This window comes from Vibrio sp. MOR3, assembly GCF_001557775.1.
GTDB lineage: Bacteria > Pseudomonadota > Gammaproteobacteria > Enterobacterales > Vibrionaceae > Vibrio > Vibrio jasicida.
This window is the reverse complement of the sequence record NZ_LNRD01000005.1, coordinates 282,927-296,888: the sequence shown is the minus strand read 5'-3', so window position 1 is coordinate 296,888 and position 13,962 is coordinate 282,927. Positions and strand designations below refer to the sequence as shown.

The 13,962-nt window shown below is 44.4% G+C and carries 11 protein-coding genes; 9 read left to right on the top strand and 2 right to left on the bottom strand.

The features are described from left to right. The first annotated feature begins 131 nt into the window (after nt 1-131). The 6 genes from ATB76_RS13135 (at nt 132) to ATB76_RS13115 (ending at nt 7,461) form a co-directional block, all read left to right on the top strand. The gene (locus ATB76_RS13135; RefSeq protein WP_061035417.1) at nt 132-842 is read left to right on the top strand and encodes a hypothetical protein; all 711 of its coding nucleotides are present in this window, start codon (nt 132-134) and stop codon (nt 840-842) included. A 682-nt stretch (nt 843-1,524) separates the two neighbouring features. Next, nucleotides 1,525-1,959 carry a DUF4402 domain-containing protein gene (locus tag ATB76_RS13130; protein ID WP_038865086.1) on the top strand — a complete coding sequence of 145 codons (435 nt, stop codon included), beginning with the start codon at nt 1,525-1,527 and terminating at the stop codon, nt 1,957-1,959. Between the two features lie 66 nt (nt 1,960-2,025). After that, nucleotides 2,026-2,460, top strand: a complete 435-nt coding sequence (locus tag ATB76_RS27235; protein WP_081094909.1) for a DUF4402 domain-containing protein — start codon at nt 2,026-2,028, stop codon at nt 2,458-2,460. Continuing rightward, nucleotides 2,457-3,149: a fimbria/pilus periplasmic chaperone gene (locus tag ATB76_RS13125; protein WP_061035416.1), complete on the top strand. Its 693-nt coding sequence runs from the start codon at nt 2,457-2,459 to the stop codon at nt 3,147-3,149. Before ATB76_RS27235 ends, ATB76_RS13125 begins: the two co-directional genes overlap by 4 nt. A gap of 76 nt (nt 3,150-3,225) precedes the next feature. Next, the gene (locus tag ATB76_RS13120) at nt 3,226-5,622 is read left to right on the top strand and encodes a carboxypeptidase-like regulatory domain-containing protein (RefSeq protein WP_240538039.1); all 2,397 of its coding nucleotides are present in this window, start codon (nt 3,226-3,228) and stop codon (nt 5,620-5,622) included. 264 nt (nt 5,623-5,886) lie between these two features. Beyond that, a complete protein-coding gene (locus ATB76_RS13115; RefSeq protein ID WP_042602141.1) occupies nt 5,887-7,461 on the top strand; it encodes a DEAD/DEAH box helicase in 1,575 nt (524 codons plus the stop codon). A gap of 63 nt (nt 7,462-7,524) precedes the next feature. Here ATB76_RS13115 and ATB76_RS13110 read toward each other — a convergent pair whose 3' ends face one another. Continuing rightward, nucleotides 7,525-8,394 (bottom strand): Vmh family MBL fold metallo-hydrolase, encoded by an 870-nt coding sequence (locus ATB76_RS13110; protein ID WP_061035415.1) that lies wholly within the window; start codon nt 8,392-8,394, stop codon nt 7,525-7,527. Between the two features lie 160 nt (nt 8,395-8,554). Between ATB76_RS13110 and ATB76_RS13105 the strand changes: the two genes are divergently transcribed. Beyond that, nucleotides 8,555-9,448 (top strand): LysR family transcriptional regulator, encoded by an 894-nt coding sequence (locus ATB76_RS13105; RefSeq protein ID WP_038865081.1) that lies wholly within the window; start codon nt 8,555-8,557, stop codon nt 9,446-9,448. Nucleotides 9,449-9,549: 101 nt separating this feature from the next. Here the strand turns inward: ATB76_RS13105 and ATB76_RS13100 are convergent, their stop codons facing one another. After that, complete coding sequence (locus tag ATB76_RS13100) at nt 9,550-12,426, bottom strand: amylo-alpha-1,6-glucosidase (protein ID WP_061035414.1); 2,877 nt, start codon at nt 12,424-12,426, stop codon at nt 9,550-9,552. Nucleotides 12,427-12,656: 230 nt separating this feature from the next. On the opposite strand from ATB76_RS13100, the gene ATB76_RS13095 reads away from it, so the two are divergent. Both ATB76_RS13095 and ATB76_RS13090 read left to right on the top strand, forming a co-directional pair. Further along, on the top strand, nt 12,657-13,568 hold the full coding sequence (locus tag ATB76_RS13095; RefSeq protein ID WP_061035413.1) for a LysR family transcriptional regulator: 912 nt from the start codon (nt 12,657-12,659) through the stop codon (nt 13,566-13,568). 19 nt (nt 13,569-13,587) lie between these two features. Next, a complete protein-coding gene (locus tag ATB76_RS13090; protein ID WP_038876689.1) occupies nt 13,588-13,962 on the top strand; it encodes an MmcQ/YjbR family DNA-binding protein in 375 nt (124 codons plus the stop codon).

The following is a 13,962-nucleotide window of genomic DNA, read 5'->3' as shown; positions in this document are numbered from 1 at the left end:
ATATTTGCGCATGAAGGTTTTAACTTAATGTTTTTAATGAACATTTACTTTCAAACAAAAACAGAGTTGTGATTGGATTTTGTGAAGGAATTGGAGTAAAACTGAAGGGTAGATGAAAAGAGGGACTGAATTTGGCTTCCAAAAATAAACTGATCCGCTATCAATGCACTGAAGTCGCAGATGTTTTCAGTAAAGAAGATGAACTGATCAAACTCGTGCAGACGGATCAACTCTCTCAAGTCTTATTGTTGTGGCAAGTGAAAAGCCCAACGCTCGTCCTTCCTGCAGGCAAGAAGTGGCCTATTTCAGACGAGCTTGAACAAGGTCTTGAAGAGACTAACTGGAAGCTATTCTCTAGAAAAACTGGCGGCGCGCCCGTACCTCAAGTTCCTGGAATCATTAATCTATCCCACATTTATCATTGGCCAGAAGGTCAGCCATACGACATCAAAAAAGCGTATCTCGACTTATGTTCTGTCCTAGGGGTGTTCTTTGAACAACTCGGAGTGAAGGTTGATGTGCACGCAACACCCAACTCCTATTGTGACGGGGACTACAACCTAAACATCAATGGACAAAAAGTGGTGGGAACCGCTCAACGAGTCTTACTGAAGAAAGGCGGCGGGCAAGTGGTGCTCTCTCAGGCCTGCATTCTTATTGATGCGGACGTAGAAAAGATCGTTGAACCGGTAAAACTGTGCAATCAATTGTGTGGCCATGCCGATCATATTCGCGGTGATGTTCACACCCCCCTATTTAACCATATTGAACAAAGACCGAGTGTGGATGCCTTGTTCCAGCTCATCACTCAAACTTTTTTAGATCGCGCCAAGCAAGACTAGACTCTCATAATAAGCTCTCATCTCTTTTGAGAGCTAATCACAGAGCGTGGGAAAGTCTCTCCGACACTGCATCTCAAATAGTGCTTTTGCTTATGTCGACCATAAGGGTTGAGCCTTATTTACCACCAGCACTATATTATATACCCAAGTGACTTCAAGATGCAGGATTCAGAGCGCTGTCATTGATTCGAGATCAAGGAAAACAACGCAGCGTAATAGCCAGCTCTTTCCAAGTTGTTTGACACAGAAGTCGGGTCAATGACACGCTCCCGAAGGGCAAGTTGTCTTGGTTTGTATACTTTGTTGCCGATTCTTGATTTAGGTCCACTAGACCTTTAAATCGCCGCCGCGTCTACAAACCAAGCCACTCTCGCTGAACCTAGCATCTTGAGGTTACTTGGGTATAAGTATTTAATGTTATAACAGAGATTAAATTTAATTATGTCTCAATCACTACACCTTAATTATTAAAGCCTACATTAACATCCTCTTCATTAAAGCTTGATAATACTTATATTGAATAATATTCAACTTATTTATATATAAACTATCTAATTATAGAAATATTTTTACAAGCTATGCTTTCTGTGTATTTTATTCAACTGACAAATGTACCAACCCCTAGTTATTTGTCTCATATATAAGAATGTTTTACTCAAACCAAAACACAACAGGTAAAGAAATGAATACATTTGTAAAAGTTACTGCGCTATCTGCTATCACCTTTTCATCAATGAATGCTTTTGCCGTTAGCGATACTTTCGACGCAACGTTAGAAGTAAAACAAGCGATCACTATGACCAGAACGTCTAATCTTGATTTCGGTATTATCACATCAGACCGTACAACAGATGTTGTCATTGCCCAAGGTGATGCGGGCGCTGCAACATTCACTATCGACGGCGGCGCTGGCGAAGTGGTTGATGTTGCTATCTCTGGTACTAACCTTGTAAATGGCGCAAACAACGTTGCAGCAACCTTCGACTTCTCTCCTGCGTTGACACTAACAGGTGGAACTGCTGAACTTAAAATTGGGGGCACCGCACAAGTATCAACAGCAACGCTTGTCGCAGGTACGTACTCTGCTAGCGTTCCAGTTGATGTTACTTACCAGTAATCAATAGTATTGTTTAATGAAATGGCGGCAATATTTTAATGCCGCCATTATCAAAATAAGAATATCATGCCATTAAAAGTCGCTTTTTATTTATGGTTATTTTTATTAACTCATCAAAGTTGCTTGGCATTGACGATCGTCCCAGAAAATATGGATATCACTTTCCCAGGAATATATTTATCTGGACGAGGTCAAAATGCAGTTTCCAACCCAACCCACAGTCAACTTTACGTTGTCCGTTTTTATGTAGACGGTGACCCGGGGCGAAAAATTACCGTCACCGTACCTAACAACCAATACCTTAATCATGACAAATCATCTCGAAAAATTAAGGTTCGTCGAATTTTTTATGGGTGTGGTTTATCTAAACGCGGGCGCGCAAAAATAAACAGCAACGGAAGAAGCAAATTGTTGTGTATCGGCGCAAAAATTCGGATAGGCGCAAAATTTCCAGCAGGCAGCTACTCTGGCACCATTCCTTTTGAGGTTAATTATCGATGAAGCACCTAGTTCTATTACTCACGACAATATTTGTCTCATTCCCTAGCTATGCGCAATTGTTGATTGCTCCCACCCGTTTGGTGCTGAATGCGGATCGATCAGTGACAGAGAAGATCATCGTAGAAAACAACTCAGACAAACCCATTAGGCTTGAAATTAAGCCAGTTTATCGCCCTATCACTTCGAGAGGTGTCACCCGCACCGATAAAGACATCGCGCAAACGGAAGATATTACAAAGTGGATCAAAGTATCTCCGCCGATAATTCGGGAGTTAAAGCCAAACCAACGACGTACGATTCGCTTGAGGTTTAGCGCTTTACCAGCAGATAAAGACAACGGCGAATATAGAGCTTACTTGTGGTTCTCTCCTATCACTTTGGTTCAAAGCCAAACCGCAGACGCTCAAAGCTCTGGGCCCTCTTTTGCTCTCGACTTCCGAGTAAACAGCTACATCCCGGTTTACGCACAACGCGGCGAGGTTCAACAAGACGTATCCATCCAATGTAAACAAGGTGAGTTACGCATCCAAAACAAAGGCAGATATCAATTTAATGCGATGCTCAACACCGATAATCATCAAGAGAGGCTGGTATTGCTTCGACAATCTGAGCTCGTGAAACGACTTCCGGCCAAGAGTAAGATTCTTATCACACAAGACGAACAATCACTACACGAATGCACCTTGTAACCTCCCTTACATCGATTCGCGTACTAAGCCCAATCTAACGAGAATGAGACTACGTTACATTGGGCTGTGCTTGTCAATGATCTTCGCCCTATCTTTTCCGTTATTCGCCAACGAACCATCGCAGTTAGCCTTGTATCCTGCTCACATCGAGGTTCGTTTGGGTAATGTGGGGGACAGTTTTTATCGTGTTATGATGGATGACGAGGAACAGCCCTACCTGCCTATCGAGAGCAGTATTGCTTACTTATTGGAAATGCACGGAAACTGTGTTCATAAGCGTTGTGAAATACACCTACCTCAAGACCTGGCACGAGAAACCCCCGCTTTCATTATCGACCTAAGCCGTCACGTATGTTACCGATCAAATTCAACGCAACAGCCTATCCAGATCCTTTTTTATGAAGAGGAATGGCTTATCCATTGGCGTAGCCTTAATGACTGCTTACCCGTTAAAGCTCGTTGGTATATCGAAGACTACCAACTCATCATCGACAAGGGCTATAAATCCCCCTCTGAATTAGAGGAGGAAATTCAAAAACTCAAACGTGATTCTCGAGATAGAGCCAAACGACTCGAACAGTTGACTCGACAACCCTCAGTCAGACCGCTATCAACGTTGGGCTTTTCCACTCGCCTTTCCGCAACCGCGTCATATGAGAGCGATAACAAGGAGGGAGGACACCTGCTCTCCGATTCTCTATTGAGTACAGAAAATTGGATTGGCCAAATGTCTGTAGATTCACGAGAAGATCATCCAGTGGCATACTACAACATCACAATCGCTCAACCAGACAACCACAACCGAGTTGAACTTGGACATGTGTTATTGGATGGTGGTCTCTACTCGAATCCTGTGATTCTCGAAAATGGCTTTCACTACTCCAACCACAAAACGGTGCCAAAATTTGGCAACCTTCAATTGGAAAGGACAACCCAGCCAAACATCAACATCGATCTTTTAGTCAACGGGGTTTATCAAAGCTCATACCGCTCTGATGATTTTGGTCGCTTTGTGATAGAAGAAAGTAACATTGCACCGGGCGATACTCTCACTTTCCGTTATTACTTGGCCAAAGGTGTTTGGCAGCAAGAGGAAGTAATTATCGCAGGTTTGGATGGTGGCTTCCTTCCAAAAGGGCAATGGGGGATAGATCTCATCGCCGACTTTGAAAAGGCAAAAGTTGGCGCAGGTATTTTGGAATATGGCATTGATGATTACCTCACTTTTGGCAGCACCGCGTTAATTGCAGACCACGACACGCTCTTGGCTTTCCAAACACGCTATCTCCCACGCCACTGGCTTGCAATGCATGTGGGTTGGATTCCTGAATTACAACGTTTTCCTATTGAGTTGGATATGCAGTTTGGTCGCACACAATCGTTAAGCTTAGAGCTCAACAAGACGGTGAATTTCACGCGGAATTCCGAGTTGTATGACGCTTTAAAATACAGCTTTTCAGGCCCTTACTATAACGCCTACCTTGATTTAAGACGTGAAGATGATAAGTACCAAATCTCACCTCAACTCAGTGCAAAAGTTGCACGTAACCTTTTTCTCCGCGTTGAATCCAATTACACACGCGACCAGATAGAAGATATCGACGACTTTTTACATACTATTGAGCTCGCCAAGAATGGCTTTTCTGATACCTCATGGCGTGTAAAAGGGGCATGGGATAAATCCGGTTCTCTTGAACAAACTGAAGCTTCGTTGCGAAATATTTGTACCGATTGCTGGATTAACTATGGGCAGTATTTTGAAGAAGTGATGTCGAACCTGTCTGCCAGTTATACCAATAACGATGTTGAATTATCCGCAACGTTAGAAGCACGCGTAAACTCAAGCTTCAAAATAAAACTGTTCGGCAACCACGAACATTATGGTATTGAGCTTACTACGGAGGCCGGGATTCGCAGCCATTTCGACGACAACATTGCCGAAATATTAGATTGGAGCAAATACAGTTATGCCAAGCTCGTCGGCACCGTCGTCGATCAACAAGGCAACGTGATCCCAAATGTCAATTTGCGTGTGCTTGACCAATTCGCGATGAGTGATGAAAACGGCGAGTTTGTTTTCCATCAAGTTCCTGCCCACGATAACCTTTCTATCCATGTTGATGAGAGCGCCCTCGACCTCAACTTAACAACGCAACACAATCCCATTCTAGTCAATACTCGCCAAGCGGGGGTTACACAAATATCCGTGGTTTTGATCGCCTCTTTTGGTATTGATGGAGTAATCGAAGGCTCACTTGAAGACCACAGCTATCTCCATTTCAAACACATTGCCAACGATATGGAATTCTCAAGTAAAATAGAGAAGGATGGCTTTTATATGGTCGAAGGACTCACGTCCGGACTCTATCTTATTACTCTAGAAAACGGACAACAAAAAAGAATGATGCAAGCCCACCTAGACAATGAATTTTGGATAAGTGAGCTGAACTACCAAGTCTCTGACTTTCACTGAGACATTGAAAAACAACCAAAGCTTATGATTCAAAAGAAAAATATAGTAACAGCCCCAATAAAGTCCCACCTCCACCTATTTTAAAAACACAGAGAGGTCATCCCCAGCCGCTGTCACCGATTCGGAAGTGAGATCTGGATCAAGTATTCATCGGTAACAGAAATAGTTGAAGCCGACGCCTAAAAGCCTCAGAATGGCGCACTTTTCGCGTCGCACATAAATTCGACGCCTTGTTATCTAACTCAACAATTGAGAATCATACATATGGGTTTTACCTCGTTAGGTCTATCTGCTCCAATCCTTAAAGCTATTCAGGAAAAAGGCTACGACACCCCTTCGCCAATTCAGGCTCAAGCAATTCCTGCAATTCTGGAAGGGAAAGACGTCATGGCAGCAGCGCAGACTGGTACGGGTAAAACAGCGGGCTTTACGCTGCCAATCCTAGAACGCTTGTCAAACGGCCCTCGCGTTCGTAGTAATCATGTTCGTGCACTTATTCTTACACCCACGCGTGAACTTGCAGCTCAAGTACAAGAAAACGTGTTCATGTACAGCCGTCACCTATCGTTAAACAGTGCTGTTGTGTTCGGTGGTGTTAAGATCAACCCACAAATGCAGCGTCTACGTAAAGGTGCTGACGTATTGGTTGCAACCCCAGGCCGCTTGATGGATCTTTACAGCCAAAACGCGGTGAAGTTCGACCAACTAGAAGTACTCGTATTGGACGAAGCGGACCGCATGCTGGATATGGGCTTTATCCGCGACATTCGTAAGATTCTTGATTTGCTGCCTAAGCAACGTCAAAACCTACTGTTCTCTGCGACATTCTCTAATGAGATTCGTGACCTTGCGAAAGGCCTTGTGAACAACCCGATTGAGATTTCAGTGAACCCTGCAAACTCGACAGCACGCACTGTAGAGCAAAGCATTTACCCATCAGACGTGAAGAAGAAAGCGCCGATGCTGGTAAAACTGATCAAAGATGGTGATTGGAAACAAGTACTGGTCTTCACTCGCACTAAACACGGTGCAAACCGCCTGGCGAAATTCTTAGTGGACGAAAAGCTACCAGCGGCAGCGATCCACGGTAACAAGAGCCAAGGTGCTCGTACTAAAGCGTTGGCTGATTTTAAATCTGGCGAGATTCGTGTGCTGGTAGCAACAGACATCGCTGCACGCGGTATCGATATTCCTCAGCTTCCTCAAGTGGTTAACTTCGAGCTACCAAAAGTGGCAGAAGATTACGTTCACCGAATCGGTCGTACAGGCCGTGCTGGAGAAGTTGGTAAAGCGATTTCTCTAGTGTGCGCACTTGAAGCATCAGAGCTTTTTGCCATCGAACGTTTGATTCAACAACTGCTTCCACGTAAAGAGCTAGCGGGCTTTGCACCAACCAATGTGGTTCCAGAATCTAAATTGGATACTCGCCCAATCAAGCCTAAGAAACCGAAAAAGCCTAAGAAGCCAAAAGCAGAAGGTGAAAACAGTCAAACCGCTGAGAAGAAAAACAGCGGCGGTAACAACAAACCAAAGCGTCGCTTCAACAGCGACAACAAAAACGGCAAAGGTGAAGCAGGTAAAGGCGGCGCTGGTAAACCAAAAGGCAATCGTGACGGTCAAGCTCGTTCAAACGGCAAGCCAAGCGGTAACAAGCCGAATAGCAACCAGTCTGGAGCGAACAAGCCGGGCGCAAATAAAAACGGTAACGGTGGCAAACCATCAGGTAACCGCAAGCCTAACAGCGGCAAACCAGCTGGCGCAAAGCCTTCAAACGGTAAACCGTCAGGCAACAAGCCATCAGGACAACGTCGTAAGCCACGTCCGCAAGCAGCAAAATAATAAAAAACAGCCCCTCACAATGAGGGGCTGTTTTTGGGTAGTATGGCGAATAACAGGCTTAGATTAATGCCACTCCATTTCACCACTTAGCACTTTCGCACCCAGTTCAAGATCGCCTTCTGTTGCAGCAAATTGTGGGTACTTAGCCTTCATCGCTGCCGAAATCTCGCTTGATGATGGCGTGCCCGATTTTTCTAACGTCTGCTCAATGTCTGCGATATAGTTCATGGTGAATTGAACACCTTCCACACCTTTCGGCATATCACCAAGGTAGTGTCCCGGAATCACGGTCTTTGGTTTCAGTGCTTTCATGCGCTCCAACGATTGAGACCATTGAGCACGCTCTTGTTTCGACTGAGTGTCCGCCATCCAAACATGAACACCACTGTAAACCGATACACCACCAAATACAGTTTTCTTCGCAGGCACCCAAAGGTAAGCATCATGAGTATTGATTTCTTTTACTTCAATGCGCTTACCTTCAAGCGTCAGAGTGGTGTCATTGAGTACAGTAGGCACAACAATTTTTGATGGTGCCCCCTCTTCCAAAATAGGTCCCCAGTACGCCAGTTTCGCGTCTTTTGTTCGTTCGATATGTTTAACAACCGCTTCACTCGCTACCACTTTGACATCAGGGAATGCAGCAACAATAGGCTCTAAGCCAAAATAATAGTCGGGGTCACCGCTGCTGATGTAAATCATCGACAGCTCTTTGCCACTCTTTTTAATCTGTTCCACCAACTTTTTTCCGTCTTTGACGCTAAATTGTGCGTCAAACAACATCAGCTCTTTTTCACCAGAAACAAGCACAGAGCTTGCAGGAAAGATCGCATTTTCACCGGGGTTGTAGTGGGTAATCGTTAAGTCCGCAGCCGACACATAGTTCGATGCCGCTAGTGCGGTGATCAGTAGAGTAATTGAACGCTTATTCATCATCTTATTCCGTGTTAGAGAACCAACTCATGCGGCTCGTTTCATGTTGAGGTCATCTTATTTGATTGGTTTTAGATGAAATAGATAGCAAATTAACTTTCACTGTTGCGAAATCCGGACATATACTGTGACGGTGATTTTCTTAAGGTGAAGCAACAGAATGGACAGACTTGAGGCAATGAATGTCTTTGTCACGATCGTAGAGCGAGGAAGCTTAAGTGCTGCCGCTGAGCATCTCGATCTTTCGCGAACTAAAGTGACACGTTATTTAGGTGAGCTCGAAAAGTGGATGGATACTCGTCTGCTCCACCGCACAACTCGAAGCCTCAGTTTAACCAGTGCAGGGAAAGAGACGCTTGAGATTGCACGAGAGTTACTTGCACTTGAAGAATCCCTAAGCGGAATCCGAAATCAAAATCGAGTGAATCTAAAAGGTCAATTGCGTATTACCGCGAGCTATTCCATTGTGAGTAGCTTCCTAATTGACGCAATCACAAGCTTTGTTGAACAGTGGCCTGATGTGGCGATTGATATTGTGTCGACAGATGAAACCGTAAACCTCGTGGAATCACGCATTGATCTTGCCATACGTATCACCAATGAGTTACCTGCTAATGTCGTAGCAAAGCAATTAGGTGAATGCCGCTCGGTGATATGTACGTCCCCCAAATACATAGAACAAAAAGGCGCACCGTTAAACGCCCAAGACCTAGGACACCACAATTGTCTTTCCTTTAGCTATTTTGGTCGTTCTGAGTGGATATTCTCTGGGCCAAACGGTGATGAATCAGTCTCCATCAAAGGCAATATCAGCGCGAATACCCCAGAAGTACTGCTTGCTGCCGCCTTAAATGGTAACGGAATCAGCTTACAGCCCTACCCAACAGTGAAGGATATGCTCACTGAGGGTAAGTTGATTCAGTTGTTACCGGAATGGCACCCAAAAACGTTAGGCGTTCATGCCATCTATGGCACGCGTAAACAAGTCACACCGTTATTAAGAGCCTTTATCGACCATCTCTCCACTAGCATGTCGGAATCCAAACGCTGGTGAGCACTTTTCTGAACATTCACGTTAAAACGAACATCCAGTGGTTACTTAAATAGAAAGCCGCTGATCATCTCAGCGGCTTTTTCTTAGAACTTCAATTCACGTTATTGAAGCGGTGTGATGCGGATATCAGCAATCTGCGCTTCATTCATCTCGCCATCTACGCCACCTGAGTAAATGTAGGTTTCATTAGATTTCAAGTAACTCATATTGAAATGGTCTTTGAGAACCAGTCGGTATGATTTGCCTTGTTCCAAGGAAACTTCAATCGGTGTTGAGTAACGCATACCTTTGTTCTCACCAATATGGCCCATTTGAATGTAACCTTTACCAACTGACTGACCAGATTCGTCGAGAACTTCGAGCTCTTTCACTGCGTTAGTAATACCGGTGTTTAGTTGACCTAGGTTATTGTTATACCACGCCGCCAATTGGTATTGCCCGTTGGTAGGGACGGTGAAAGCACTCAGACCATTTACATCACCACTATCTTTGCTGACAGTGACTACCGATACATCGTCTTTTAGCGGTTGGTAATCACCCTCGAGTTTGACGCGAATATCTTCGCCAACACAAACCGGTTCACTTGGGTTAGAACGGAAGCCTTGTTCATTAATACTCTCAGCCAAATAACACGCAAAACCGCTTAAGGTATCGCTGTACTCTTTTCCGTTAACATTACTTTGGATCAGTTGACCATTGCGGTACAAGTTAATGTTGTAGTCACTAGTTACACCAATCGTCACATTATTATTGGTGCGAGCGACATCGAGCTCAGGCTCTTTTGGAGAAAAGACTTTTTCGCTCTCCGTTGCGTAAGGTTTAACTCCATCAACCACTTTTATACTGCTGTCGTCAGCAGCAAGGCTACCCAAGGTGACTTGGTAGTGACCATTATCATCAACCGTCACCTCTTCCACTGGATAGTAACCGTTTGACTCATCTTGTACTTCTGGCAAGTGAACCGTCACAGAGTAGCTTTTACCCTTGAAGCTAAAGTTCTCCAATGTAATCTGATCTGATTGAGCAAAAAGTTGATTGCGAACCCATCCTGTAATGAACGGTTTAACTTCCAATTGCCCTGTTTCAGTGTGAATACCAAAGATAGTTTCGACCACCATATTGAGGTAACCACCTACCGACCATAGCTGGCGCTGCGAGTTGATCACAGGGCCATCTAAAGAAGCATCTGCACCATGATCACTGTGAATAATGAACGATTTGCCAGACAACCACTCCAAGTTTTCCATATTTGATAGGTTCGTTGCGGTACCGCGAACTAGGGATTGAATCGCATTGTTAGCCGCTGCCACGTTTTGAGTACGATGTGCAGCACGCAAGCTATATGCGGTGACAAATGGCCAAATCGCACGGTTGTGATAAACCGGAACACCTGGCTGTTGAGGGAAATAAACTGGCACACCAAACTCACTATGAGGGTAGTTTTCCATGATTTGCTTCGCTTGTTCATTGCTTGCAATACCGCTTATGATCGCCAGCGCTTCCCCGAGCATGTCATATTTGTCGACAGCAATATCTTGCCCGTTATCGAACAAGTAACTCACGTACATACCACGCTGTTCATTCCAAAACTCAGTATTGATTGCCGTTTTTAACTGCTCAGCCCAATCTGCGTATTTCACCGCGTTTTTTGAGTCAAATTGTTCTGCCAACTTCGCCGCTAAGCGCATTGCTCGATAGTGAACCACGTTTGTTGATAGCGCCTTGCTACTACCAATCGCATTAACATCATCTGGCGTCCAAGTAGAATATGTCTGTTCACGCCAGTCCAAGAAAGACTGTTCACCCGTGTAAAGGCCTGAATCTTGATCAAACGCCGCTAAACGGTCGGCTTCTAGCGTGTTGCTAACTGCGTTGTAAGCGCGCTCTGCAAATTGGTTGTAAGCTTCGCCATCCAGTGCCGACAGTAAACGTTCTGCCCCTAACGCCCATGTTGTTCGATCGGTACTGATCGGCCAACTGCCACCAGTGCCTGTATCTTGGACGATTTGCTCACCATCGTATTGTTGATCTGTTGAGTCTCGGAAGGCTGATAACTTGAATTCCAAACCGTTTTCAACACGCGTAGGATTCATCAATGCAAGGGAAAGGTCGGCCGCATATGCCAAATCACGAGTCCAAACGTAATGCCACTTGGCACCTGTCTCAAACACTTCTGCCTTTATTGGTTTGTTGTAGTTGTAATTGCCGTCTTTGATCTCAGACACCGCAAGTTGATCGAGCTCTTTCATAGTCAAAGCGAACAGTGCATCAAACGCGAGATCGCCAGATACAACACGCGGCCCTTCTTTCTCCGTAATCACCATGCCTTGATCCAGAGCGTCTCGCAGTTCCGTCGTAGTTGAGATGCCAAATTCACGCAGTTCTGCTTTAGGATCCTTGACTGAAAATGTCACAGTTTCATTACTGTCATCATAGTTTCGGAACAGTTTTAGTTCTTTATTTTGATGCCCCTCATGCACCATTTCAGGATCCAAAATAGCATCTGAGTAATACTTCTCTGCCTCTTCCTGCGTGGCTTTTGTTACGGTCATCGTCGCGCTGCTTTCATCCGCAAAACTCACAGAGAACTTATAGTAACCTTTATCTTCAAACGTGATTTCCGAATTGCAGTCGTCATTCATACATGCTTCATTCGTTTCTGGTTTTGGTAAGTAATCCTGAGCCTCATCAAACATCGCAGGCTGTTCAAAATGAGTGTATTGGATTTGCCAGCCAGGATCGGCAATCTTGAACTGGTTACTGCCTCGCGCTACACGCAACACCGTTTCATATTCATTGTTCCCTAAATAGTTCAGCTTCGCGTGTTCTGCAGTCCCCCAATCGCCATTCAATCCGCGTAAGTAAAGGTCTTCCGAAATAATCGATTTATCGACCACCTCCGTGGTATCAGAATCTGAACCACATCCAACTAACCCCATCGTTGCAGCAACAGCAAGCGCTATAAAACTTGGTTTCATGTTCATCCCTTAGATTGTTATTTTGGCGACAGTCTAAGGAAGACGCTCTTCAGAGAAAAATAGGTAACATCGCAAGCTTTATAGACAACATCTATATGTTGCTCACCAATAGTGATTTAGATCTATGAAACACTAATAAATTCAATTATGTCAGATAGCAGATTTGTGATTTATAAAAGAAATTGTGCACAATACCCCCAAGAAACCTTGTTTCAAAAAGGGGAATAACAATGGACAAATCTCTACAGCAATTTTTACTGATTGCTCGTTGTCAAAGCATAAGTGCCGCCGCAAGGATGGCCGGACTAAGCCAACCAACAATGACGAGTAATTTAAAAAAGCTGGAAGAGTCTCTTGGCGTCACACTCTTTGAACGCCACCAAAGCGGTATGGTTCTAACCGAATTTGGTCGTATTCTCTATCGTCATAGCGATGCGATGCAGCACGAATACAATCAAATGATGCAAGGCATTGAAGAGAGGAAGCAGTATCAAGTCGGCAAAATAAAAATAGGAACTGGAGACGCGTGGTGGCCTTTGTTCGTAAAGCAAGCCTTAGATGAACATTTGTCTCAGCAACCATCCGCATCCACACACGTCGAATTTGGCAATCATTTGGGTTTAATGGATTCTTTGATTAATGAGCAAATTGAATTCTTCATTGGTCATGAAATTGTAGGGTTGTCGTCAAAGTGTGATGTTACTTTTATTCCTTTATTTCAGACTGTTGACGCATACTTTGTTTCTCCCAATCATCCACTTTTGGGTAAAATGGTGACGAAACAAATGCTCCATGAATACCCCGCCCTATCCGTCACCTATGATGCAAAAAAGTTTAACCATGTTTTAGACAACCCAATTCCCAAGCAAAACGAAAGGGAACGTCAGCAACTTGATAACCGTCCAACTTACGAAGTCGATTCGTTACTTGCGAGTATTGATGTACTAAAAAGTGGCATAGCTGTGATGTCTTATACCAGCCACCTGAGCGATTACTTACAATCGTTAGGGTTGAAAATCTTAACCGTGGAATCACAGCCCAAGCCGGGTACTGTCGGCATCTATCGCCATAGAAGGGAAACCTCAGAATCTCACTTGGCTTTGATTGCACACATCACTAAGCTAGCCCAAAATTTAAGCTAATCACTATTGAGGTAACCCAATGACATACGATGAATTTAATCAATTCTGCGGCTCATTCACTGCCACTTCTCATGTTGTTCAATGGGGTGATGCGCACGTTTGGAAAGTAGGCGGAAAGGTGTTTGCTATTGGTGGCTGGAGTAAAGACAAGCAGCCTGCATTTACGTTTAAGACTTCCCCTTTAAACTTCGATTTTTTAAGCGATTATGAGGGTTATATTCCTGCCCCTTATTTCGCTAACCGAGGCATGAAATGGATTCAGCAAACGGAAACCTCCGGACGCCTAGACGAAGATCTAAAGTACTATTTATCAGAATCTTATCGTTTGGTTGCACTTGGCTTGAGTAAGCGAAAACGCGATGAACTAGGCATTGAACTGCCACCAGCGAAGTAA

Coding starts and splice junctions, on each gene's coding strand:
- ATB76_RS13130 (WP_038865086.1), top strand. CDS start 1,525: ATGAATACATTTGTAAAAGTTACTGCGCTATCTGCTATCACCTTTTCA.
- ATB76_RS13115 (WP_042602141.1), top strand. CDS start 5,887: ATGGGTTTTACCTCGTTAGGTCTATCTGCTCCAATCCTTAAAGCTATT.
- ATB76_RS13125 (WP_061035416.1), top strand. CDS start 2,457: ATGAAGCACCTAGTTCTATTACTCACGACAATATTTGTCTCATTCCCT.
- ATB76_RS13095 (WP_061035413.1), top strand. CDS start 12,657: ATGGACAAATCTCTACAGCAATTTTTACTGATTGCTCGTTGTCAAAGC.
- ATB76_RS13090 (WP_038876689.1), top strand. CDS start 13,588: ATGACATACGATGAATTTAATCAATTCTGCGGCTCATTCACTGCCACT.
- ATB76_RS27235 (WP_081094909.1), top strand. CDS start 2,026: ATGCCATTAAAAGTCGCTTTTTATTTATGGTTATTTTTATTAACTCAT.
- ATB76_RS13110 (WP_061035415.1), bottom strand. CDS start 8,394: ATGAATAAGCGTTCAATTACTCTACTGATCACCGCACTAGCGGCATCG.
- ATB76_RS13105 (WP_038865081.1), top strand. CDS start 8,555: ATGGACAGACTTGAGGCAATGAATGTCTTTGTCACGATCGTAGAGCGA.
- ATB76_RS13100 (WP_061035414.1), bottom strand. CDS start 12,426: ATGAAACCAAGTTTTATAGCGCTTGCTGTTGCTGCAACGATGGGGTTA.
- ATB76_RS13120 (WP_240538039.1), top strand. CDS start 3,226: ATGATCTTCGCCCTATCTTTTCCGTTATTCGCCAACGAACCATCGCAG.